The sequence below is a fragment of the Hyphomonas sp. J20-32 genome, assembly GCF_055808555.1.
Genome location: NZ_CM147873.1, coordinates 1,401,073 through 1,422,208, shown reverse-complemented (window position 1 = coordinate 1,422,208; position 21,136 = coordinate 1,401,073). Strand labels below are relative to the sequence as shown.

The 21,136-nt window shown below is 62.0% G+C and carries 21 protein-coding genes; 9 read left to right on the top strand and 12 right to left on the bottom strand.

The features are described 5' to 3' along the window. Nucleotides 1-4: 4 nt before the first annotated feature. Both AC0L7I_RS07130 and pepN read right to left on the bottom strand, forming a co-directional pair. Nucleotides 5-2,404, bottom strand: coding sequence for a PAS domain-containing sensor histidine kinase (locus AC0L7I_RS07130; RefSeq protein WP_473398857.1), 2,400 nt, complete (start codon nucleotides 2,402-2,404; stop codon nucleotides 5-7). Nucleotides 2,405-2,515: 111 nt separating this feature from the next. Beyond that, the gene (pepN, locus tag AC0L7I_RS07125) at nucleotides 2,516-5,092 is read right to left on the bottom strand and encodes an aminopeptidase N (protein ID WP_473398856.1); all 2,577 of its coding nucleotides are present in this window, start codon (nucleotides 5,090-5,092) and stop codon (nucleotides 2,516-2,518) included. A gap of 156 nt (nucleotides 5,093-5,248) precedes the next feature. Between pepN and AC0L7I_RS07120 the strand changes: the two genes are divergently transcribed. Continuing rightward, complete coding sequence (locus tag AC0L7I_RS07120; protein WP_473398855.1) at nucleotides 5,249-5,626, top strand: VanZ family protein; 378 nt, start codon at nucleotides 5,249-5,251, stop codon at nucleotides 5,624-5,626. 6 nt (nucleotides 5,627-5,632) lie between these two features. Here AC0L7I_RS07120 and AC0L7I_RS07115 read toward each other — a convergent pair whose 3' ends face one another. Continuing rightward, entirely contained in the window at nucleotides 5,633-6,211 is a 579-nt protein-coding gene (locus tag AC0L7I_RS07115; protein WP_473398854.1) for a hypothetical protein, read from the bottom strand. A 211-nt stretch (nucleotides 6,212-6,422) separates the two neighbouring features. Between AC0L7I_RS07115 and AC0L7I_RS07110 the strand changes: the two genes are divergently transcribed. After that, nucleotides 6,423-7,538, top strand: coding sequence for an acyl-CoA dehydrogenase family protein (locus tag AC0L7I_RS07110; RefSeq protein WP_473398853.1), 1,116 nt, complete (start codon nucleotides 6,423-6,425; stop codon nucleotides 7,536-7,538). Between the two features lie 16 nt (nucleotides 7,539-7,554). Continuing rightward, nucleotides 7,555-8,760 carry an acyl-CoA dehydrogenase family protein gene (locus AC0L7I_RS07105; protein WP_473398852.1) on the top strand — a complete coding sequence of 402 codons (1,206 nt, stop codon included), beginning with the start codon at nucleotides 7,555-7,557 and terminating at the stop codon, nucleotides 8,758-8,760. Between the two features lie 9 nt (nucleotides 8,761-8,769). Here AC0L7I_RS07105 and AC0L7I_RS07100 read toward each other — a convergent pair whose 3' ends face one another. The 4 genes from AC0L7I_RS07100 to AC0L7I_RS07085 are packed head-to-tail and all read right to left on the bottom strand — an operon-like array spanning nucleotide 8,770 to nucleotide 12,222. Then, a complete protein-coding gene (locus AC0L7I_RS07100; RefSeq protein WP_473398851.1) occupies nucleotides 8,770-9,360 on the bottom strand; it encodes an ABC-type transport auxiliary lipoprotein family protein in 591 nt (196 codons plus the stop codon). Beyond that, complete coding sequence (locus tag AC0L7I_RS07095) at nucleotides 9,360-10,313, bottom strand: MlaD family protein (RefSeq protein WP_473398850.1); 954 nt, start codon at nucleotides 10,311-10,313, stop codon at nucleotides 9,360-9,362. Before AC0L7I_RS07095 ends, AC0L7I_RS07100 begins: the two co-directional genes overlap by 1 nt. A 14-nt stretch (nucleotides 10,314-10,327) precedes the next feature. Continuing rightward, nucleotides 10,328-11,092, bottom strand: a complete 765-nt coding sequence (locus AC0L7I_RS07090; RefSeq protein ID WP_473398849.1) for an ABC transporter ATP-binding protein — start codon at nucleotides 11,090-11,092, stop codon at nucleotides 10,328-10,330. After that, complete coding sequence (locus AC0L7I_RS07085) at nucleotides 11,089-12,222, bottom strand: MlaE family lipid ABC transporter permease subunit (RefSeq protein WP_473398848.1); 1,134 nt, start codon at nucleotides 12,220-12,222, stop codon at nucleotides 11,089-11,091. The genes AC0L7I_RS07090 and AC0L7I_RS07085 overlap by 4 nt, the downstream gene beginning before the upstream one ends. A gap of 87 nt (nucleotides 12,223-12,309) precedes the next feature. Here AC0L7I_RS07085 and dgcA point away from each other — a divergent pair, with 87 nt between their 5' ends. Further along, nucleotides 12,310-13,293, top strand: coding sequence for an N-acetyl-D-Glu racemase DgcA (dgcA, locus tag AC0L7I_RS07080; protein ID WP_473398847.1), 984 nt, complete (start codon nucleotides 12,310-12,312; stop codon nucleotides 13,291-13,293). A gap of 16 nt (nucleotides 13,294-13,309) precedes the next feature. Here the strand turns inward: dgcA and AC0L7I_RS07075 are convergent, their stop codons facing one another. Further along, a complete protein-coding gene (locus AC0L7I_RS07075; protein ID WP_473398846.1) occupies nucleotides 13,310-14,428 on the bottom strand; it encodes an acyl-CoA dehydrogenase family protein in 1,119 nt (372 codons plus the stop codon). Nucleotides 14,429-14,489: 61 nt separating this feature from the next. Continuing rightward, entirely contained in the window at nucleotides 14,490-14,729 is a 240-nt protein-coding gene (locus tag AC0L7I_RS07070; protein ID WP_473398845.1) for a tautomerase family protein, read from the bottom strand. Nucleotides 14,730-14,896: 167 nt separating this feature from the next. On the opposite strand from AC0L7I_RS07070, the gene AC0L7I_RS07065 reads away from it, so the two are divergent. Both AC0L7I_RS07065 and AC0L7I_RS07060 read left to right on the top strand, forming a co-directional pair. Beyond that, the gene (locus AC0L7I_RS07065; RefSeq protein ID WP_473398844.1) at nucleotides 14,897-15,592 is read left to right on the top strand and encodes a winged helix-turn-helix transcriptional regulator; all 696 of its coding nucleotides are present in this window, start codon (nucleotides 14,897-14,899) and stop codon (nucleotides 15,590-15,592) included. Between the two features lie 89 nt (nucleotides 15,593-15,681). Then, the gene (locus AC0L7I_RS07060; RefSeq protein WP_473398843.1) at nucleotides 15,682-16,821 is read left to right on the top strand and encodes a serine hydrolase domain-containing protein; all 1,140 of its coding nucleotides are present in this window, start codon (nucleotides 15,682-15,684) and stop codon (nucleotides 16,819-16,821) included. A gap of 14 nt (nucleotides 16,822-16,835) precedes the next feature. On the opposite strand, the gene AC0L7I_RS07055 is transcribed toward AC0L7I_RS07060, so the two are convergent. Then, a complete protein-coding gene (locus AC0L7I_RS07055) occupies nucleotides 16,836-17,948 on the bottom strand; it encodes an Rv3169 family protein (protein WP_473398842.1) in 1,113 nt (370 codons plus the stop codon). 104 nt (nucleotides 17,949-18,052) lie between these two features. Between AC0L7I_RS07055 and AC0L7I_RS07050 the strand changes: the two genes are divergently transcribed. Together AC0L7I_RS07050 and AC0L7I_RS07045 are read left to right on the top strand one after the other, a co-directional pair. Next, nucleotides 18,053-18,484 carry a PaaI family thioesterase gene (locus tag AC0L7I_RS07050; RefSeq protein ID WP_473398841.1) on the top strand — a complete coding sequence of 144 codons (432 nt, stop codon included), beginning with the start codon at nucleotides 18,053-18,055 and terminating at the stop codon, nucleotides 18,482-18,484. Further along, nucleotides 18,481-18,831: a DUF423 domain-containing protein gene (locus AC0L7I_RS07045; protein WP_473398840.1), complete on the top strand. Its 351-nt coding sequence runs from the start codon at nucleotides 18,481-18,483 to the stop codon at nucleotides 18,829-18,831. Before AC0L7I_RS07050 ends, AC0L7I_RS07045 begins: the two co-directional genes overlap by 4 nt. Here the strand turns inward: AC0L7I_RS07045 and AC0L7I_RS07040 are convergent. Continuing rightward, nucleotides 18,828-19,385 carry a hypothetical protein gene (locus tag AC0L7I_RS07040; RefSeq protein WP_473398839.1) on the bottom strand — a complete coding sequence of 186 codons (558 nt, stop codon included), beginning with the start codon at nucleotides 19,383-19,385 and terminating at the stop codon, nucleotides 18,828-18,830. The two genes, AC0L7I_RS07045 and AC0L7I_RS07040, sit on opposite strands and share 4 nt — an antisense overlap. A 167-nt stretch (nucleotides 19,386-19,552) precedes the next feature. Here AC0L7I_RS07040 and pip point away from each other — a divergent pair, with 167 nt between their 5' ends. Further along, entirely contained in the window at nucleotides 19,553-20,542 is a 990-nt protein-coding gene (pip, locus tag AC0L7I_RS07035) for a prolyl aminopeptidase (protein ID WP_473398838.1), read from the top strand. Between the two features lie 68 nt (nucleotides 20,543-20,610). Here the strand turns inward: pip and AC0L7I_RS07030 are convergent, their stop codons facing one another. Next, nucleotides 20,611-20,994, bottom strand: a complete 384-nt coding sequence (locus AC0L7I_RS07030) for a hypothetical protein (RefSeq protein WP_473398837.1) — start codon at nucleotides 20,992-20,994, stop codon at nucleotides 20,611-20,613. Nucleotides 20,995-21,136 lie beyond the last annotated feature (142 nt).

Here is a 21,136-nt window from a genome sequence, read left to right as displayed (position 1 = left end):
GAGGTCAGGCAACTTCGCGGGACTCATCTTCAGCGACCAATTCACTGGCACCGGAAATTGGCAGCGAAATCGCGACCGTCGTGCCTTCGCCTTCGATGGAAGAGAGGCTGAGATGGCCGCCATGCATTTCGGCAAATGACTTGGTCAGCGCCAGTCCAAGACCGGTGCCCTCATAGTTGCGGTCGCGCGAGCCGGAAACCTGCTCAAAGGGCTTGGCAAGGCGCGGCAGGTCTTCGGTCGGAATACCAATACCCGTGTCGGTGACACCGATATAGATGTCGGGACCACGTTGTTCGACGGCAACGGTTATGGTGCCGCCCGCATCGGTGAACTTGATGGCATTGGACAGGAGGTTCAGCACCATCTGGCGGATGGCCCTGTGGTCGGCATCGAGATCTGGCAGGCTGGGTTGGGCATCGAGGACAATGGCTATCCCCTTGTCCTCTGCCTTACGCCGGATCATGCGTACCGCCGCGTCCACCGGATCGACCGGGTCGATCGGTTGCGGATTAATGGTCATCTTGCCTGCCTCGATCTTCGCCATGTCGAGAATGTCATTGATCATATCAAGCAAGTGCTGGCCCGATGTCAGGATATCATGTGCGTAGCCCTTGTACCTCGCGTCGCCGAGTGGGCCATAAAGCTCATGCGCGAGGATTTCCGAAAATCCATTGATGGCATTGAGTGGCGTCCGCAGCTCGTGGCTCATATTGGCCAGGAAGGCAGACTTGGTGTGAGCCGCGTGTTCGGCCTTGGCTTTCTCCTCCGAATAGCGTCGCGCAAGTTCTCCGGCCCTGCCTTCGGAGCGCTCGAGATCGAGAACGGCCTTTCGCATGCTCTTTTTCTGACGTTTCAGTGCTTCCTCGTTCTCGACATTTTCCGTGACGTCGATGCCGACGGTGATCAGTCCACCATCCGGCGTCGCCCGCTCGACGACCTTGAGCCAACGATCTGTCTGCAACTCGATCAGCATTGTGCGCGAGTCTTCGCTTGACGGCTTCTCGCTGCGAATGGCGCCCGCACGCGCGATCAGTATCGTGTCGTGACCTATGCCCGGACGCAATGTGTCCTGCAGCCCGAAATCGAGGGCAAAGGCACGATTCCAGTAGAGCAGGCGCATGCGGTGGTCCCACAGGGCGAACGGGCCAGTGAAGCCTTCGATGGCCGCACGCAGGCGACGCTCAGCCGCCTTGACGCGATCCTCGGACTGTTTGCGCTCGGTGATGTCGAGCACGATCCCGCCGAAAAGAGTCGGCTGGCTGTTGGAGTCATTGGATACGCTACCGCGCATCTCGACCCAGATGGGAGGCTGTGCAACCGTCAGGAAACTGGTTTGTATCCATCCGATGCTACGCGCCTTCTCAAAGGTTTCGAGCATGCGCGCCTGATGCTCAGGATGAATCTGGACCAGCAATTCGCGCGCGTCGATCAGACCCGCGCCTTCCATGCCGAACAGTTCCGACGCCCCCTCACTGAGAAAGATGGATGTTCCGCCGGGTGACCATTCCCAATAGCCGGCCCGTGCTCCTCGCATAACCAGGCCCATAATCCTGTCGGCTTCATCGTCGCGGGTTTCTTCGATGATGGTGGCTGTTTCTTCCTGCGACAGGCGGTTCATCAGGCCAACGATCGCAAGGACCGGAGCAGCCAGGAGCAACGCAAAAATCAGGAGCCTGATGAGGTCATCCAGATTGAAGAGCGGGTGCAGGACCGATTCACAGAGTGCGACCGGGCTGCGATCAAGCGGCGCACAGGCCGTTGCAATGCGGTTGAGGCCGCCAGCCGCACGCAAACCAGGGCGGCCAATCTGGACGGCGCTGTCCATTGCTGCCAATGACGGGTCGCCTGTGCCGATGCGATTGTTGCCGGATACCAGCGTCAGCCGATGTCCGCTGGCCGAGACAGGTAGCCATGTGGCTGCGGGTGCAATCGCCAGCATAGGCGTGCCGGACTCGGGCGTCGAAACGAGCACGATGTCTCCCTGGCTGGAAACACCCAGGCGATGGCCGCTTTCAACGAGAACCGAAGCCGTTTCCGCCGCTTCGCCGAGGCGGCTGCCGGCGGGTGATTGCTGCGCATCCGTCAGGGACAACACAGTATCTACGCCAGGCGCCGCCGCTGTGATGGCCGAGCGTGACGATCCTGTATCTGTCACAAGACGGATGACCGTTTCTGCTGTGTCTGCCCGGCCTTCGATACGTCCGGCGATCGCACGCGTGTCCCCCTCAAGCGCAGAAAGCATGGCAATATCGGCGCTCTGGCGTTCTTCCCACGCCTTGAGGCCCAGCGCACCCGCCATCAGGATGATAATGACCAGAATGGTCCATTTCAGGCGTGCCGAAACCCTTGCCGACGCCTTGTCCGCAACCGTCAACCCTTCAGCAATGACGCGATCATCCGCCAAGGAGACTCCACTCTCTGCGCATTTGGCACACGTAACCATCTTCCGTTTTCAGCCGGAATCCTTGCACAAATGTTAATAACCTTAACAGAATTGTTAACTACGCGCTTGCGATCAGCCCAGGGCGCGCCCGACGATGTCGGCAGAATTCGGAGAGAGATTCGCATCCTGCAGTCGCTTTAGCGTCGCCTGGGCTGCGGCTCCGGCCTTGGGTTCAAGTACCCGCCATTGCTCGAATGCGGCCAGAAGCCGGGCCGCAAGGGCCGGGTTGGCTGCGTCAGCCCTGAGGATGATGTCCTCGACCGCGCGGTAGCCTGAGCCGTCCGGCGCGTGGAAAGCGGCAAGGTTGGCGGTTGAAAAGACACCGACCACCGCACGGACGCGGTTCGGGTTCTTCAGGTCGAAGTCCGGATGGGCGGCCAGTTCTGCAACCGTTGCTGCAGTTCCCTGCCCTGCCTGCACGGCGAACCACTTGTCCATGACGATCGGGTTATGCTTCCAGTTCTGTTCGAAGTCGGCGAGAGCCTTGTCGCGCTCGGGGCATTTGCCCTTCATGGTGAGGGCCCGCATGGCCGCGAGGCGCTCCGTCATGTTAGGCGCCTTGTCATACAGGGACAGCAGTTCTTGCGGCGCATCGGCAACTTCCGAAGCCCCCAGGAGGTTGATGAAGGCACCCCGTAGCGCACGGATCCCGGCCTGTTCGGCAGAGGGGCGGTAAGGGGTTGGTGAGGGGGCGGCAAGGGTGTCGGTGATGGTGGAGGCGAGGGCCCCGGAGAGGGCGGCCTGGAGGCGCCTGCGCGCGGAATGAAGCGCGACCGGGTCAGCCGGTTTGCGCTCGAGGAACAACTCGCCGACTTCCGGCAAGCGGGTCAGCAGCGCGGCAAAGGCCGGATCGTCGGACGCGTTCCGGATGGCCGTTGCGATGGCGGATACGAGGTCACCGTCCGGCTTGGCCTGGCTGCCTTCACACAGTTTGAGAATCTCCTCGGTGACGAGGGTCTGGACGCCTTCCCACTGATTGTAGGGGTCGGTCTCGGCAGTCACCAGGGCCAGGCGCTGGTCGCGGGTGAGGTCACGCTCAATACGGACCGGTGCGCTGAAATCGCGGTTGACCGAGAGGAGCGGACGGCCGCCCGGCGCCTTGCGCGTGACAGTGGTTTCCGGCGTATCGAGCACGACCATCCAGGCATCAGTGCCGCCCTTGCCGTCGAGCAGGGCGAGTTCGAGCGGGATCGGCACGGGCAGCTTGTCCGGCTGGCCGGGCGTCGGAGGCGTCTTCTGTGACAGGCGGACGGTCAGTTCACCGGCAGCCTCGTTCCAGCTTTCCGCAACCGTGACCTTCGGCGTGCCGGCCTGGGCGTACCAGCGCAGGAAAGGACCGAAATCCTTACCCGTCACCTCGGCGAAGCAGGCATAGAAATCCTCAATGGTCACGGCCTGGCCGTCATGGCGATCAAAATACAGGTCCATGCCCTTGCGATAGGCTTCCGGGCCTATGATGCGGCGGAGCATGCCAATCAGTTCGGCGCCCTTTTCGTAGACTGTGGCGGTGTAAAGATTGTCGATTGCCCCATAATTGGCGGGCCTGACCGCATGGGCCAGCGGACCGGCATCCTCGGCGAACTGGCGCGCGCGCAGGCGGATAACATCCTTGATGCGCTGCACCGACCGCGAACGCATGTCGGCCGAGAAGTTCTGGTCGCGGAAAACAGTGAGGCCTTCCTTCAGGCAAAGCTGGAACCAGTCGCGGCAAGTAATGCGGTTGCCGGTCCAGTTGTGGAAATACTCGTGGGCGACAATGCTTTCGATGGCTTCAAAGTCTGCGTCGGTCGCCGAGTCCTCGTCTGCAAGGACATAGGCAGAGTTGAAGACATTGAGGCCCTTGTTCTCCATCGCGCCGAAGTTGAAGTCGCGCACGGCAACAATGTTGAAAACACCGAGGTCGTATTCGCGACCGTAGGTTTCTTCGTCCCAGGTCATCGACCGTTTCAGGCTGTCCATCGCCCAGGCCGCACGCGGCGCATCGCCCTTGTCGACATGGATCGCGAGGTCGATCTGCTTGCCGCTCATGGTCGTGAACGTGTCACGGTAAATGTCATATTCCCCGGCGCAGAGCGCGAAGAGGTAGGACGGCTTCTTGTGGGGATCATCCCATGTCGCCGTGTGGCGCCCATTGCCGGCGTCCGTAACAGGGCCCGGCGTACCGTTCGACAGCATGATCGGACAGGCCGCCTTGTCAGCCGTGATCGTGACGAAGTACCGGCTCATCACATCCGGGCGGTCCGGGTAATAGGTGATGCGGCGGAAGCCGACCGATTCACATTGCGAGCAGAAACGCCCGCCGGACATGTAGAGACCGGACAGGGCCGTGTTTTTGGCAGGCGCAATTTCGACAAGCGTCTTGAGCTCAAACCTGTCCGGCACATTGGGAAGTATCAGCGCATTGTCTGTGACCGTGTAGTCGGACGGTGTCAGCGTGCGACCGTCCATCGCGATGGACACAAGCCTGAGCGCCTCGCCATCCAGGACGAGCGGCACATCGCCGCCCTTTTTCTTGCGTGAGATCCTGAGCGTCGCCGTGACCTTCGTCGCGTCAGGATCCAGTTCGAACGCCAGATCGACATGCTCGATGTCGAACGGATATGGCGTGTAGTCAGCGAGCTTGACGGCAACAGGGGTTTCAGTGCGCATGATGTCTCCGGATAGCGAGAGCGGGATAAAATCTCGATACGCGTCGGGAGGCACCGCGTCGAGAGCTGGCCTCACCCACATCGGGATGGACGGGGGCGGTTCCAAGGGGCAGACCGGGGCACAAACGCAGGAATTGCAGGACAAGGCGCGCACGACATGAACATTCTCTCGGCCCTGAACACTTTGCTCGCGCGGCGCCTCGCCGGACTGGCCGGCCTGTTGGTCGCCGCCGCAATTGCAATCCTGTCAGTCTTGCCGGGAGAGGACCTGCCGGAAGTTCACCTCAGCGACAAGGTGGAGCATGCCATCGCCTACGCCGTTCTGGCGGCCTTTATCTGCTTCTGGCTCGGTCGCCGCCGGATCATTGCGGGCATACTAGCCACGGTCGGATTTGGCGCTTTGCTGGAAATCGTCCAGGCCTTCGCCGGAACAGGACGTACGGCATCATTGCTGGATGAAGGAGCGAACCTGATCGGCGCCTGTCTTGGCGCCAGCCTGGCCTGGCTGGTGGCAAAAGCCGCGCGAACGCGCTGATTCCGCCTATTCGGCAGCGGTTTCGGCGATGTGCTCGTCGGTCTGGAAGACGTGTCGCAGGAAAAGGGCGCAGCGATCTGCCAATTGCCTGACCTCTACCGGCAGGTCTTTGGGGCGTTCGCTGGCGATATCGGCGAGCTTGCGCGCCACACGCAACAGGTCGGGCGTGTGCACGATCATGCGGGCCTGGTGTTCGATACGCTGGGGGTCGCGGTCATACTCGCTGCCGGTCACGCGCCAGCCGCCCCAGTCACCATCATCGGTGACGACGACCGGATAGGTACCCGGATTGGGATCCATGCCCAGCATGGCGTCGGCACGCCACTTGATGACCTTGCGGTCGATGCGCCACCGTTCGAGCACGAAATCGTCGTCTTCGTCGTCCGGACGCTGGAGCTTTTGCATCATCTGTTCGGACACAAGCTCGGCGCTTTCAAACCGGCGTCCCAGCCCGCAATCATACGTGATGCGCAACGGTTCATCGACGTCCTTCACCCATTGGGGAATGACCTGCTCGACAAGAGCCCAGGTGCCGACGGGCTTTACGAAAACCCGTTGCGACTTGTGAAAGAGTGCCTTGGCCATGATTTCAAACCCTGAAACTGATCCCCCAACATGCCTCAACCAGCTTTAGTTCGCCTGAAGCCGATCGGTGAAATTTGACCTACTGGCCATGAATCCGGACCAGAAGTTACGATTTCCGCTGGGTCACGGCTTTCCGCGCACGTAAAGGGCGCTATCCTGCGGCCATAGCAAAAGTGCGAGCCTCCACCGGGAGGCCAGGGAGCGAGATGCCATGAATTTTGATTTTTCCGAGGACCAGAAATTTCTCGCCAATGAGGCGCGAAAATTTCTCGAGGGCCAGTGCGGCATGGCCGAGGTTCGCGCCATTCTGAACGATGAGTCCAAGCCCTACAATGAAGGCGTCTGGAAAAAGGTCGTCGAGATGGGCTGGCTGGGCACGGCCATTCCGGAAGAGCATGGCGGCCTCGGGCTTGGCATGCTGGAAATGTGCGTTCTGGCCGAAGAGATGGGCCGTGTCCTGGCGCCGGTTCCATTCGCGTCGACCGCTTACTTCTTTACCGAAGCACTCAAGCTGGCGGGTTCCAAGTCGCAACAGGCCGACCTGTTCCCGAAGATCGTCTCGGGCGAAGTGGTCGGTTGCTACGCGGCCAGCGAAGGGCCGGGCAATCCCGATGCCGGATCGCTGCAAACCGTATTCGACGGCAAGACGGTGAGCGGCTTGAAGGTGCCGGTCACGGACGGCGACATTGCAACCCATGCAGTGGTCTTGGCCAAGGACGGCAAGGGCGCGAGCCTTGTACTCGTCGACCTCTCGGCCAAGGGTGTGAAGAAGAAGGTGCTCGCGACGCTCGACCCGACACGCAGCCATGCCGAGCTGACTTTCGACAAAGTGCCCGCCACCCTGCTCGGAAAATCCGGCGACGGTGCACGCCTCAATGATGCGCTGCTTGACCGGGTCGCCGTTCTGGTCGCGTTCGAACAGCTGGGCGGCGCTTCGCGCTGCCTCGAAATGGCGAAGGACTACGCCATGGAGCGTTACGCCTTCGGTCGCCCGATTGGCGGCAACCAGGCGATCAAGCACAAGCTGGCAGAGATGTATGTGAAGAACGAAGTCGCGCGGTCCAACTGCTTCTATGGTGCATGGGCCCTGTCGACCGATGCGCCGGAACTGCCGGAAGCGGCAGCCGCCGCCCGCGTGGCAGCGTCGGAAGCGTTCTGGTTCGCCTCGAAGGAAAACATCCAGACGCATGGCGGCATGGGCTTTACGTGGGAAGTCGACTGCCACCTCTTCTATCGCCGGGCCAAGCTCCTGGCCGTCCAGGCTGGCAGCCCCAAGGTGTGGAAAGAAAAACTCGTCCGCGCTCTCGAAACCAAGAACGCAGCGTAAGGGAAGGATCAAACTCATGGACTTCAACGACACAAAAGAAGAAGCCGCATTCCGCGCCGAGGCGCGCGCATTCCTGGACAAGCACCTCAAGCCGAAATCTGCCGGCCGGATGCCCTCCAGCCGCGACCGGGTGAACATGCTGGAAAAAGCCAAGGCGTGGCAGAAGGTGAAGGCGGAGAACAAGTTCGCCCAGATCACCTGGCCCAAGGAATGGGGCGGGCGCGGCGGCACCTCGATGCAATCCGTGATCTGGGGACAGGAAGAGTCCAAATATGATGCGCCAACCGGGCCGTTCGCCATTGGTCTTGGCATGTGTGTGCCAACCGTGATCGCGTTTGGCTCTGACGCCCACAAGGAACGCTATGTCCAGAAGGCCCTGATGGGCGAGGAAATCTGGTGCCAGCTTTTCTCCGAGCCTTCGGCCGGTTCCGACGTGGCAGGCCTGAAAACACGCGCGGTGAAAGACGGCGACGACTGGGTCATCAATGGCCAGAAGGTCTGGACCAGCGGCGCGCACTATTCCGACTATGGCATCGTTCTGGTGCGGACAGACCCGAAAGTGCCCAAGCACAAGGGCCTGACCATGTTCATCGTGAATATGAAACAGAAAGGCGTCGATGTGCGCCCGATCCACCAGGCATCGGGTGGCCGCGAATTCAACGAAGTCTACTTCACGGACGTACGCATCCCGGATTCAGACCGTCTCGGCGATGTCGGGGCCGGCTGGAAAGTGGCGCTCGTCACGCTGATGAACGAACGCCTTGCCGTCGGTGGCTCACCCGGACCGGACTGGGGCGAGATCATGGAATACGCCAAGACATCCGGCGCCATGAGCGACCAGGCATTCCGCGAAAAGCTCGCTGACTGGTATGTGGCCGCTCAGGGCTACAAGCTGACGAAGTTCCGCACGCAGACGGCGCTCTCACGCGGTCAGACACCGGGACCGGAAAACTCGATCGGCAAGATCATCACCGCCAACCATCTGCAGGATATCTGCAACTCGGCCATCGAGATGCAGGACCATTACGGCATCATCAACGATCCCGAGACGATGCCGGGCGACGGCATTTTCCAGCAGAGCTTCATGTGGGCCCCTGGCTTGCGTATTGCCGGCGGCACGGACGAGATCCTGAAGAACATTATCGCCGAGCGCGTCCTGGGACTCCCGCAGGATGTGCGCGTCGACAAGACGCTGCCGTTCGACGAGATGAAGGCAGGCTAAGCCCCGGCGTCAGGAAGCCGGCTTGGTAGCAACCGACTTCTCGGCGACGAACGCAGCGACATCACTGACACAGGCCCTGCCCGCATCGGTCAGGGCCTTTGCACGTGCGGCATTCCTCGAATCAAGTGCAACCGCGGTCGTCGATACATTCGTCTGGGCCAGAACCTTGCGGCTGCGGCCCTCCAAAAGCGTCGCCTCGATACGGCACCGGGCGGTTGTGCCTGACAGCGTGAAGTCCGAAATGCGCCAGGCGAGTTCATAGTCGGTCGGCGCGCCGGCGTCAGACGCGATGGCCACGCCGCCATCCCCACCGCCGAGCGTATCGAGCAGGGCCACCTGCATCATGCGGGTCGCGCTGTCTGTCCATTCAACGCCCTTCACGAGCCGCAGGGCGCCATCGCTGTCTTCAGCGGCAATGGCGCGGCCTCCGACCAGCCGCGAGGCTTCCGGTTCCCGGATGACGATGGACGCTTCCAGCGAGTGCATCGGTTCCATCGGACCGAACCGGTAAAGCCCTTCGGGGGCTTTCTTTTCGGGCAGGACCGACACGCAGGCCGACAGGCCTGCAGCAACGACCATCAAAACCAGGGCACGGACCATTAGCGGCCTCCTTCATATGGAGCAGGGTCGCCTGTGACGAAGCTCTGCGGATTTTGTTCGACTTCGCGGGCGATGCGGTCAAGCCGGTTGATCAGGAGGCGCAGGTCCTGGCTGGCGAGCTGGGCATCCTGGAATGCGCCCGTGGCCGGGCCTTCAATCGCTTCTGCAGCAGCTGTCATGGCGCGCGTTCCCTGTGCAACCGTCTCGTTGGCGGAATTCGTCACGTCGCGCACGTCACCGATCAGCTGGGTCAGATCATCGGCAAACGCGGCGATCTGAACGTCGGCGGTTTTGCCGAATTGTTCCAGCGAAGCAGAGGCAGCTTCAAACCGGATGCTGGCTTCGGAGACATCGGTCAGTGTTGCCGATGCCTGACCGATCAGGCCTTCATTCGCAGCAAGCTGCTGGCTGATTGATTCGACATTCCGGATCGTTGCGGAAATCGATGCGATGTTCTCGTCCGTCAGGACACGATTGACCTTGTCGATCGCAAGGTTGGCATTGCCCAGCACCTGGGCGCCGCCGGAAAAAATCTCGTCGAGCTGGGTGCGTTCAGCGCGGATGACGGGCACGGGTTCGCCTGGACGGGCCTCCAGCGGCTTGCCGGTGCCCGCAGTGATCTGCACGAAGGTCACGCCGGTAATACCGGCAAGCTGGATCGATGCGGTCGAGTCTTCCTTGATCGGGGTTTCGCGGTCGATGCGGATGCGGGCGCGCACTTTCGACGGGTCTGCCCGGTCGATCCGCACGGTGGACACTTCGCCGACCTTGATGCCGATATACCGGACGGCTGCGCCATCCTCGAGCGAGACGGGGCCCGCAAAGACAATGTCATATGCCTTGTAATCACGGCGAAATTCCGATTCTCCGAGCCACAGGACGAAACCTATGATCGCGGCAGCCGCGAGCAGGACGAAGGCGCCGATGAGGGCATAATTAGCGCGCGTTTCCATATCGGGTCTCCATTCTAGTGTCCCGTAGCGGCCCGGCCACGCGGCCCGCCAAAATATTCCTGCACCCACGGATGATCGACCGTGCGAAGTTCTTCAATCGTCCCGACCGCGAGCACGTGTTTCTCACCGAGCACCGCAATCCGGTCGCAGGTTGCATGCAGCGTATCGACATCATGCGTCACGAGGAAGACCGTCAGGCCGAGCGCCTGCTGCAGCTTGCGCACCAGGGCATCGAATCCCGACGCCGTGATCGGGTCGAGACCGGCGGTCGGTTCGTCCAGGAACAGGAGTTCCGGGTCGAGCGCGAGGGACCGGGCGAGAGCTGCGCGCTTGCGCATGCCGCCGGACAGGTCCGAGGGGTATTTCGCGCCCGCATCCGGCCCGAGGCCGGCCAAGCGGATCTTCATGTCGGCGAGTTCCTCGCGCAATTGCGGCCCCAGATTCGTGTGCTCTTTCATGGGCACTTCGACGTTCTCTCGCACGGTGAGGTTCGAGAACAAGGCGCCGTCCTGGAACATCACGCCCCAGCGGCGCTCAACGGCGGCGCGTTCAAACGGATCCAGCGTTTCAAGGCGGCGCCCAAACACTTCTATGCTTCCGGCGGCCGGCTGCTTCAGGCCGACAATGGCGCGCAGGAGGACCGACTTGCCGCAGCCCGACGGGCCGATAATGCCGATGATCTCGCCGCGGCAGATATCCAGGTCGAGATTCTCATGGACGACATGGCTGCCATAGGCCGTCTTGAGGCCCCGGATGCGGATGATGATGTCATCCGTCATATCCCCATCTCCATGTAGAAGACCGCGAACATGGCATCGAGCACGATAATGGCGAACAGGGCCTGCACCACCGACGTCGTCGTGGCATGGCCGAGCGACTGGACGCTGCCACCGACATTCAGGCCCTGGCGGCAGGCAATCAGCGCACACACGAAGCCGAAGACCGGCGCCTTGGACATGCCGACCCAGAACTGGTCGAGCGGCACGGACGTGCGCAACCGCTCGATGAACACCCCGGGATTGATATCGAGCGAGAGCCAGCCGACCATGATGCCGCCAGCAATACCGGCCAGCGTAGCAACAAAGGTGAGCACGGGCGTCATCGCCACCATGGCCAGAACGCGCGGAGCAACCAGCACGTCCATCGGCTTCAGGCCGAGGGTTTGCATGGCGTCGATTTCCTGGCGCATCTTCATGGTGCCGATCTGCGCGGTGAACGAGGAATTGGTACGGCCCGCCAGCACGATGCCGGTCAGCACAACGCCGAATTCACGCAGCTCGGAATAGCCGATCAGTTCCACCGTGTAGATCTGGAGGTCGAAATCGCTGAGCGTCGTAGCACCGATGAAGGCAACCACCATGCCGACAAAAAAGGACAGGAAAGCGATGATCGGCAGGGCGTCGAGGCCCGCCTCCTCCATCACCGAGACGATGGAGGTCCAGCGCAGTTTCCAGGGGCTGAGCAGGAGGCGCCCGCACGTGACGAGGGTCTCGCCGAGAAAGGCCAGCGTGGCGATGATTTCCGACACGACCTTGAGGAAACCCTCCCCCGTGCGCTCGAGCATGGCCATGACGCCGCCCGTCTGGACGGCTGGCGGCGGTGCCGGCGCGGAGACGGCGTGAACCTGTGCGATCAGGCTGCGCGCCGCCGGATGGTCTCCGATGATCTCTGCAGGGGCCTCGGTTCCCGGCATGGCTGCGCGCAGGGTGCGGTCGAGGACAAAGGCGCCAGCCGTGTCGAGCCGCCCGAGCCCCGTCACGTCGAGGCGCAGGGGCGCGCGGGGAGACAGATCGCGCAGGGCTTCGTCCACCCCGGGCACAGTCGCGACCGTCCAATCCCCGCTGACGCGGAGAATGGAACCTTCGTCGCCTTGATCAAGCGCGAAATCGGGAGGGACAGTGTTTGCCATCAGCGTGTAACTACCTGACTTGCCTAGCAAAACATGCTTAAGGCAAGGGCATTGGAAAAGATCAAATTTGATCGATCAGGATTGGCTATGAGCAATCGGCTTCTCGACATCACGCCCGTATCGTCGCCGCTGAAGGCTGCTTTTGCGATTTCGCGGGGGTCGAAGACAAGCGCCGAGACTGTACGGGTAAGGCTGCAGCAAGGCGGAACCGCCGGGTGGGGCGAATGCGTGCCCTACGGGCGCTATGGCGAGACGGTCGAGAGCGTGATGGCCACGATCGAAACCCTGCGCGAGGCCATCGAGAACGGCCTGACACGCGAAGACCTGCAGGCACAGATGCCGGCTGGCGCAGCGCGCTGCGCGGTCGACTGCGCGCTGTGGGACCTTGAGGCCAAGGCAAGCGGCACGCCAGTCTGGCAGCTGGCCGGCCTGCCCGAACCGAAGCCGGTGGAAACTGCGGTCACTGTCAGCCTGGACACGCCGGAGAAAATGGCCGAGGCGGCTCGCGAGATCCAGGGACGGTTGCTGAAACTGAAGCTTGGCGGGGCCGAAGACCTGGAACGGATCGAGGCGGTTCACGCGGCACGGCCCGACGCGCGGCTGATTCTTGATGCCAATGAGGGCATCGTTCCGGCCGAATTCCCGGCCATCACACGCGCGGCAGCCGACCTCGGCGTCGTTTTGATCGAGCAGCCCTTCCCGGCCGGCAAGGACGAAGCACTCGAACGACGACCCGGCCCGGTCGCAATCTGCGCCGACGAGAGTGCACATACGTCCGCCGAAATCCAGGACCTTGCCCGGCGCTATGACGCGGTCAACGTGAAACTCGACAAGGCTGGCGGCCTGACCGAGGCACTGGCCATGGTCCGTTCAGCTCGCGCAAGCGGCATGGGCGTGATGGTCGGCTGCATGGTGGCCGGTTCGATCTCGATGGCACCCGCCGTGCTGCTGGCCGGCCTGTGCGACGCGGCTGATCTCGACGGTCCACTCTGGCTGAAGGACGATGTCGCCGATGGCCTGACCTATCGCGATGGCTGGATCGACCCACCGTCGGCCGCGCTCTGGGGCTGATTTTCTTGACCGGCAATTAAACCGGCGTTAGCCCAAGCGCGACGCGGCCGGTGAACATTTGCTGGCGCTTTTCCGGCAGCGGGTGGAACTGGCCGGCATGGGCGTCGCGCAGCAGGCGTTCGATACCGGTCTTGCGCATGAATCCGGCGCCTCCGCACACTTCCAGCGCCTTCTCTGCGGCAGCGATCACGGCATTGGCACAGATTGTCTTGCGCGACATGACTTGGCTGGCCAGCGCTTCGCCCGGTATAAAGGCGAGATCGTCGCAAAGCGCGATCATGGAATCGACCGAGATCTGCGCGGTGACGAGCAGGTTTTCCAGTTCGCCAACCTGAAGCGCCGTGACCGGATCATCGGCGCGCGCCCTCGCCTTCTCGCGAGCCAGCGAAGCGGCAGATTCGGCCACGCCGACATAGACCGACATGATCAGCGGCAACGCCACCGTGACGATCACGCTGAACGCAGGGTGATAGGGTCCGCGCGGGCGCTTCAGGCCGACAGAGGCATCCGGTACGAACACATCGTTGAACCGGATAGTCTGCGAGCCGGTGGCCCGCATGCCCATGGCTTCCCAGTCACCGAGGAGTTCAACGCCTTCGGCCTTGAGCGAGACCGGGAAATGCAGGACCGAGGGGCCTTCGTCCGGGCAATCAAAGGCACAAGACGTGATCGCGATGTCGCCGCGCGGCGAGCCACTGCCGAACGGTTTCACGGCCTTGATGCGATAACCGCCTTCGACCTTGTGGGCCTCGCCATTGGAGTCGAGCCAGTCATTGGCGCCCGTGCTGACGAGAACCAGCTCGCCGTCGGCGACCTTTTCCAGCAGGGCCTTCCCGGCCTTGCCGTCTTCATGGTTCTTCCGGGCGGCCGAGACGAGATGCTGGTGCATCGATACCGCCAATGCCGTAGACGGACAATCATGAGCCAGGCGACGCAGGAAGGCACACATCTCGCGGTGCGAGACGCCTTCCCCACCGAGGTATTCCGGCACCTGTGCCGAGAATATTTTTCGCGCCTTCAAGGCATCGTAATTTTCATGGACGAATTCATCCTTGCATTCAAATCCGGCCGATCGGCCCGCAAATGCCGCGCCAAGCTCGGCAGCTGTATCCTGCATCATTGTGTCAAAGGGCATGGTCTTCTCCTTGGGACCGGAACCGGAGACACCACGCGGATGTGGCGTCTCCCTGTTGGGCTCAGGCGGTTTCTTCAGCCTTGGCACCGGCAGCCGCCATGGCGTGAACATCTGCAGCGCGCAGCAACTGGCCACCAATTCCCCAGTCGCCCTGCTCGACTTCGTTGATGCGGACCCAGGTAACGGACCGCAGGGCTTCGCCTTCAATCGCGACCATGGTCTCGGTGACTTTTTGAATGACGTCAGCCTTTTGCTTGGGTGTAAAGACGTCCTTTATGACATCGATCGTGACGAGAGGCATTTCGATTCTCCTGTTTTACGTGGCCGGATGATCCGGCGACAGGGGATAAATGCGCTGGTTTCTCATTGTGTTATAGTTCACGCGTTGAAGCGAAGCACTTCAGAATGTAAAGTAACCCACTTCAGAAGCTATCATGCCCGCCTGAAAGCGCCCTTGGGAGGTGCCTCATGAAATACGGACAATTTTGCCCGATTGCGAAAGCGACGGAGATACTCGGCGAAAAGTGGACGATCATGATCGTTCGCGAAATCCTGATGGGAGGGTCCCGGTTCAATGTATTGCAGCGCGGTCTCGGAGACATTTCCCCCGCCTTGCTGACCAGTCGCCTGAAGTCACTGGAAGAACAGGGAATGATCGTCCGGAAAAAGATCGCCGGCCAGAAAGGGTACGAATACTATCCGACGGAGGCCTGCAAGGCGCTGTTGCCAGTCTTGGTCTCGCTCGGCGAATGGGGCCTGTGCTGGGCGCGCCACAACGTTCTGGACGATGATCTCGACGTTGATTTCATGCTGCTTTACCTGGAGCGAAGCGTAGATCCATCGAAAATGATCGGCAGCGAAAACGTCATCCAGTTCAAATTCACGGACCTTGTCGAACAGCGCGATTATTGGCTGCTGATCAGGAACGACAATGTCGACCTTTGCCTGCAGAATCCCGGCAAGGACGTTAATGTGTACTTCACCTGCACCTTGCGCACCATGCATGATGTCTGGATGGGTGACCGGACCTATCGCGATGCGATCCAGTCCGGCGACCTCTATGTGCAGGGCGAACCGGCCTTGACGCGAAACATCAAGTCATGGTTGCGGCCAAGCATATTCGGGGAGTCAGAGCGAGCGACCCTGCCTTCCCCGCAGGCCTGACACTCCGCTCCTTGCCGTTCCGGAAGACGTTGCACGTCGCGAATGGCACTCCTAGAGTTTCCGCAAACAAGCGGAGGGAAGAACAGGCGATGGCGGACACTCAGGTTCAGGGATTCGTTCACGAAAAATTCGAAGGCGTACGCGACCAGTTCCAGACCCACCTGGACACGGGCGCTGATATCGGCGCGTCGTTCTGTGTCACGAAGGATGGCGAAACCGTTGTCGACCTCTGGGGCGGTTATGCCGACCCGGACAAGACCCGGCCGTGGGAAAAGGACACGATCGTCAACGTCTACTCGACCACCAAGACGATGACCGCGCTGACGGCCCTGTTGCTGGCCGACCGGGGCGAACTCGACTTTGATGCACCCGTCGCGAAATACTGGCCGGAATTTGCGGCGAACGGCAAAGCGGACATCAAGGTCAGCCACCTGATGAGCCATTCTGCCGGGTTGTCCGGGTGGAAGGAACAAATTAAAACCGAGGACCTGTATGACTGGGACAAGGCGACCAGCCTTCTCGCAGCGCAGGCCCCGTTCTGGGATCCGGGTACGGCGCCGGGCTATCACGCGATCACGCAAGGCTACCTGGTCGGCGAAGTGGTGCGGCGGATCGCGGGCAAGTCGCTCGGCACTGTGTTTCGCGAGGAAATCACCGGGCCACTGGGCGCCGATTTCCATATCGGCCTGCCCGCTTCCGACGATGCCCGCGTCGCCGACCTGAAACCGCCGGCAGTGACAAGCATAACCGGCGATGGCGAGCAAAGCTTTGTCCAGAAGAACATGACCAACAATCCCGGCATCGATGTCAGCGCGACGCGCACGCGCGCCTGGCGCGGCGCCGAGATTCCTGCCGCAGGCGGCACGAGCAACGCGCGCGCGGTCGCGACGATCCATACGATTCTCGCCAATGGTGGCATGGCAGGCGGCAAGCGCTTCATGAGCGAGGCTGGCTGCCGCAAGGCGCTTGAGGAACAGATCGAAGGCACCGACCTCGTGCTCGGCATCCCGGTACGCTATGGCCTCGGTTTCGGCTTGTCAGGGCCGCTGTCGCCTGCGCTCAACGAGCATTCCATGTTCTGGGGCGGTTATGGCGGATCGCTGGCACTGATCGACATGCAGTCACATACGACCATCGCTTATGCGATGAACCGCATGGAAGGCACGACGACAGGCGACATGCGCGCGATCAGCCTGGCGATGCAGGCCTGGCAGGGCCTGAATGCCTAGCTGGGTGAGGCGGCCTACTTGGCCCCGTCGAGGATATCCTTGAAGCCGCTCGGCGCGTGCGGCCCCATGAAGAGTTGCTCGAACGTGCCGATGCCTTCGGAACCGAGGCCATCCGGTCCTTCATGCCGGGCACGGACTATTTCCTGAATGTGCAGGTTCTCGGGCACCTGCCATGGCATATTCGCAGGCTCGAAATCCTCGCGGGCGATGGCGAGCTGGTCGCCGCGGAAGATGCCATGCTTGTACTTGTCATGGCCGTAACCGATCCCCTTCATCAGGAAGGTGCCCATGGGCTCGAACGTGACCTTGTGCGCGCGGCCCTGCACATCATTGGCCTCGAGCCAGGCACTGGCCATGCGGCGCGTACCGGGAGCGTAGTTGACGGTCATCTGGGCGTCGGAGAGATGCATGCCCTCGCCCTGTGCAACGCCGTCCGGCACGATAACGGCCCGCGTGTTCCACGGCGTTCCCGTCTCGTCATGATTGACGTGGTAGAACAAGGACAGGTTCGGGAAATTGGTCGGCGTCCAGATCCAGTAGAATTGCGGCTTCGGGGCCGGGATCAGGGGCTGGGGATCGGCGGCGCCGATGGGACGCACACCCCAAGACCGGTCACGGGTGCCGGTGAAGTCGTTGGGGCTGACCTTGATCGATTCATCATCGACGCGAACGCTGCCGGACCAGCGGCCGTTCTGGGTCATGCGGGTGAGGTCCATCATCATGCGCGGGCCGAGGCGGCGCGTGAAGCGGGGTTCTTCGATCGGGAAGGCCCGGCCTTCGAATTCAACGTCGAGCGCGAGGCCCTCGGTCTCCTCGAGACGCAGGCGGATCTTCTTCAGCGGCTCCACGACCTCGACAGAGAGCGGGCCGACATGGGTGTCCATCCGTTCCATATTGAGCGGGCGGGACAGGTAGACGCTCGACTGTTTGCCGTTGCGGAGTATGGAAACGGCCCCATCGATAATGTTGAGATGCGGGTAGACGCCCATTGCGGCAGCGAAGAATGTGGACCCGTCAGCGCTGTAGCCGTTGAAGAAGTAGCGGTCGTAGAAATTGCGGTCAGAGCCTGAATAGGCAACGGGTTCGGGGGTCTGGTGGATCGGGTATTCGTCACCGGCGCTGAGCATGGGATATCCTTCCTTGGCGTCACCTCTTGGCGGGTGATCAGTCGGCTTTAGGGTGGACGAAGCAGGCGGCCCCAGCAAGGGGTGACGCAAAGGGAGGCGATCAATTGACAACACGCATGACGGCTGACGAGGCCAATACGTTCCTCGCGGCGGCGTTCCCTAACACCGGCAATCGAAGCGAGGTTGTCCTGATGGAGGAAGGCCGCGCAAAGATGCGGCTGGTCGCCGACGAAACACATTTGCGGCCGGGCGGATACATTTCCGGACCGACCCAGATGAGCCTCGTCGATTCAGTTGCCTATATGGCCGTGATGACCTTTACCGGGCACGAGCCGATGACCGTGACGAGCAATCTGAGCATCAATTTCCTCAGGCCCTGTATCGGCGATGTAGTCGTGGCGGATGCAAGGGTGATGAAGATAGGACAGGCGCTGGCGGTGATGGATGTCGACGTGAGGATCGAGGGTGCTGAAAAACCGTCGAGCCATGCCGTGGTCACCTATGCCCTCCCCCGCAAGACGGAGACCGCGCAATGAACCGACTGGCGTTTGGCGCAGCCCTGGCCGGATTTTCCGGCGTGGCGCTGGGGGCATTCGGCGCGCACGGCCTAACACTCAGCGCCGAGGCAGCAGGCTGGTGGCAGACAGCGACCCTCTACGCGCTGGTCCATGCAGCGGCGGCGCTGGCGGTTGCGCTGTCGGATCGCACTGGCCTTGTACGAGGGGGCGGGTGGGCCTTCATGCTTGGCGTGCTGGTCTTTTCCGGCTGCCTCTATGCGATGGCCGTCGGTGCCCCGCGCTGGCTGGGCGCAATCGTGCCGCTGGGCGGGGTATCGTTTCTGGCTGGATGGGCGCTTGTCGCGGCAGGCGCGACGCGGCGCTAGGACGATTTGGAATTGAGCGAGGCGTACTTGTCGGCCAGGCCGTCAGCCGTCTTGCGGGCTGCATCAATCGTATCGGCAAAATCGGCGAGTTCGGCATCGATCGGCGCGGTGTCCATGTCCATGTCATCGCGGGCGGCAACCGTGCTGAGGGCGCCCTGGAAATTGCGGTAGGCCATCTGGGCACGCACAAGCGCGCGCTCGAAACTCATTACGTCGGCGCGGGTGGCGGAATCGCTGTCAGTGCTGCGGAGCATGATGTCTGCCTCACCGGAGACATTGGCCAGGCCTGACCGGGCCGACTGGGCGTCGGACGAAATGCGAGACAGGACGAGCGCAGGCGCATTCTTGTCTGCGCCGATGCGCGAGGCATAATCTTCGACCGTCGAGTCGCGTCCATTGATCAGCGTATCGGCAAGGCCGGCAAGACCGCCGGACGCCTGAACCCAGCCCGACTTGACGGCTTCGTCACAATAATCGCCTGAAACCTTGCGCAGGGCCGACTGGTTATGCGACAGCCCGCTGACAACTGTTGCCTGGCCCGGAACCATGGACACGGTTGCGCAACCGCCTAGAAGGCATAGGGAAACTGTCAGTATTACGCTACGCATCAATCGGCCACCTACACACCTGATCGGGTCCCCACCCGTAATAAGTCTTACGAATGGTAATTAGCCAAGTCCAGTCATTGTTCCCAGACTGGCTGCCAAATAGTGAAGAACGTATGAATAAACGCCAAACCCGCCGAACTTTGTATCCGAGGCACGAATCCCGGCGCAGCGGGCGCCTGCGCGTCTCTGATGTGCACGAAATCTACTGGGAGGAATCGGGAAATCCGGAAGGTGTACCAGTTGTTGCACTTCACGGCGGACCGGGCGGCGGCTCGAATCCCGAAATGAGACGGTTCTTCGACCCGGCGCGCTACAGGATCTTCCTGTTCGACCAGCGCGGATGCGGACGTTCGACGCCGCATTCGGAACTGCGCGAGAACACGACCTGGGACCTTGTCGACGACATGGAAAAGCTGCGCGAGCATGTCGGCGTGAACCAGTGGGTCGTTTTTGGCGGCTCGTGGGGCTCGACGCTGTCGCTCGCCTATGGCGTGACCCACACCGAACGGGTCCTCGGCATCGTCCTGCGCGGCGTGTTCCTTGTCTCGAAGGCCGAGATCAGCTGGTTCTACCAGTCCGGCGCCAGCCGCCTGTTCCCGGATTCCTTTGACCGCTATGTCGCCCCGATTCCCGACGCCGAACGCGGCGACCTGCTCAGTGCCTTCCACAAACGCCTGATCGGCAGCGACAAGACCGCCCGCATCGAGGCGGCCCGGGCCTGGGCCCGCTGGGAAGGCGAAACCCTGTCGATCAAGGGACCAGTAACGACGCCGCCGCGCTTCAACGAGGATGATTTCGTCGATGCCTTTGCGCGGATCGAATGCCACTATTTCATCAATCGCGGCTTCTTCGCGCATGATACCTGGCTGCTCGAGGAGGCCGCGCGTACCCTGCAGAACGTGCCGGGCGTCATCGTTCACGGCCGCTATGACGTGGTGACGCCGCTGTCGACGGCCTGGGCGCTGTCGAAGGCCTGGCCAAAAGCCGACCTGCACATCATTCCGGATGCCGGGCATTCCTCGATGGAACCGGGTATTGTCGATAAGTTGATACAGGCCACGGACGATATGGCCGAAAACTTCCTGCCCGCCGTCAAAGCCTGACGCCTGCGCCTGCGGCGCCTGTGAGGGCGCTTGGGGCGGGTATCGGTGTTGTGTGGTGGCGGTATGGGTCAGGTATGGGGCAATGGCAGCCCACAGGACCGTGTTCCCCGCGCAAGTTGGGCCGCGTCGCCTCGCTTGCGGATTTCCGAGCGTCGTTGCCCCTGCCTGCGCAGGGGACACGGAAAGCTGGTGCCGGCTGAGAGGGCGCGGCGCAGCCGATCCCGGACAGGCGCCCGGAAACAGCCCGAAGGATGCCCGGAGAGATCATCCGAGAGCTGGATAATTACCACCCGCCCGTTCCACATAACGCCCCATAGCATTTGGGAGCCGGGGCCGCCCGCCACCCTGAACCATGCCTTCAGGCGCTGGATGCGCCAGAAGATGAGCGGCCAGATTGGCAGCAGGTACCAGGGCAGGCCCGGCATCGGGGTGAGGAGGGAAAATGGTGGCATCGCGGCGCATTATACGCCGGGTACGGGAGGGGGTGGATAAGCCCCCCGGAACCAGTCTGTGCCACCAGGCCGCAGACCCCCACCCGACTTCCCTATTCAGGGGGAGGCAAGGTGGGGGTCAGGGTGCGGCAAAGGGGTGGCC

Excerpts from the sequence above, each read along its gene's own strand:
- pepN (WP_473398856.1), bottom strand. The coding sequence starts at position 5,092 with ATGCGCACTGAAACCCCTGTTGCCGTCAAGCTCGCTGACTACACGCCA.
- AC0L7I_RS07120 (WP_473398855.1), top strand. The coding sequence starts at position 5,249 with ATGAACATTCTCTCGGCCCTGAACACTTTGCTCGCGCGGCGCCTCGCC.
- AC0L7I_RS07115 (WP_473398854.1), bottom strand. The coding sequence starts at position 6,211 with ATGGCCAAGGCACTCTTTCACAAGTCGCAACGGGTTTTCGTAAAGCCC.
- AC0L7I_RS07110 (WP_473398853.1), top strand. The coding sequence starts at position 6,423 with ATGAATTTTGATTTTTCCGAGGACCAGAAATTTCTCGCCAATGAGGCG.
- AC0L7I_RS07105 (WP_473398852.1), top strand. The coding sequence starts at position 7,555 with ATGGACTTCAACGACACAAAAGAAGAAGCCGCATTCCGCGCCGAGGCG.
- AC0L7I_RS07100 (WP_473398851.1), bottom strand. The coding sequence starts at position 9,360 with ATGGTCCGTGCCCTGGTTTTGATGGTCGTTGCTGCAGGCCTGTCGGCC.
- AC0L7I_RS07095 (WP_473398850.1), bottom strand. The coding sequence starts at position 10,313 with ATGGAAACGCGCGCTAATTATGCCCTCATCGGCGCCTTCGTCCTGCTC.
- AC0L7I_RS07090 (WP_473398849.1), bottom strand. The coding sequence starts at position 11,092 with ATGACGGATGACATCATCATCCGCATCCGGGGCCTCAAGACGGCCTAT.
- AC0L7I_RS07085 (WP_473398848.1), bottom strand. The coding sequence starts at position 12,222 with ATGGCAAACACTGTCCCTCCCGATTTCGCGCTTGATCAAGGCGACGAA.
- dgcA (WP_473398847.1), top strand. The coding sequence starts at position 12,310 with ATGAGCAATCGGCTTCTCGACATCACGCCCGTATCGTCGCCGCTGAAG.
- AC0L7I_RS07075 (WP_473398846.1), bottom strand. The coding sequence starts at position 14,428 with ATGCCCTTTGACACAATGATGCAGGATACAGCTGCCGAGCTTGGCGCG.
- AC0L7I_RS07070 (WP_473398845.1), bottom strand. The coding sequence starts at position 14,729 with ATGCCTCTCGTCACGATCGATGTCATAAAGGACGTCTTTACACCCAAG.
- AC0L7I_RS07065 (WP_473398844.1), top strand. The coding sequence starts at position 14,897 with ATGAAATACGGACAATTTTGCCCGATTGCGAAAGCGACGGAGATACTC.
- AC0L7I_RS07060 (WP_473398843.1), top strand. The coding sequence starts at position 15,682 with ATGGCGGACACTCAGGTTCAGGGATTCGTTCACGAAAAATTCGAAGGC.
- AC0L7I_RS07055 (WP_473398842.1), bottom strand. The coding sequence starts at position 17,948 with ATGCTCAGCGCCGGTGACGAATACCCGATCCACCAGACCCCCGAACCC.
- AC0L7I_RS07045 (WP_473398840.1), top strand. The coding sequence starts at position 18,481 with ATGAACCGACTGGCGTTTGGCGCAGCCCTGGCCGGATTTTCCGGCGTG.
- pip (WP_473398838.1), top strand. The coding sequence starts at position 19,553 with ATGAATAAACGCCAAACCCGCCGAACTTTGTATCCGAGGCACGAATCC.
- AC0L7I_RS07030 (WP_473398837.1), bottom strand. The coding sequence starts at position 20,994 with ATGCCACCATTTTCCCTCCTCACCCCGATGCCGGGCCTGCCCTGGTAC.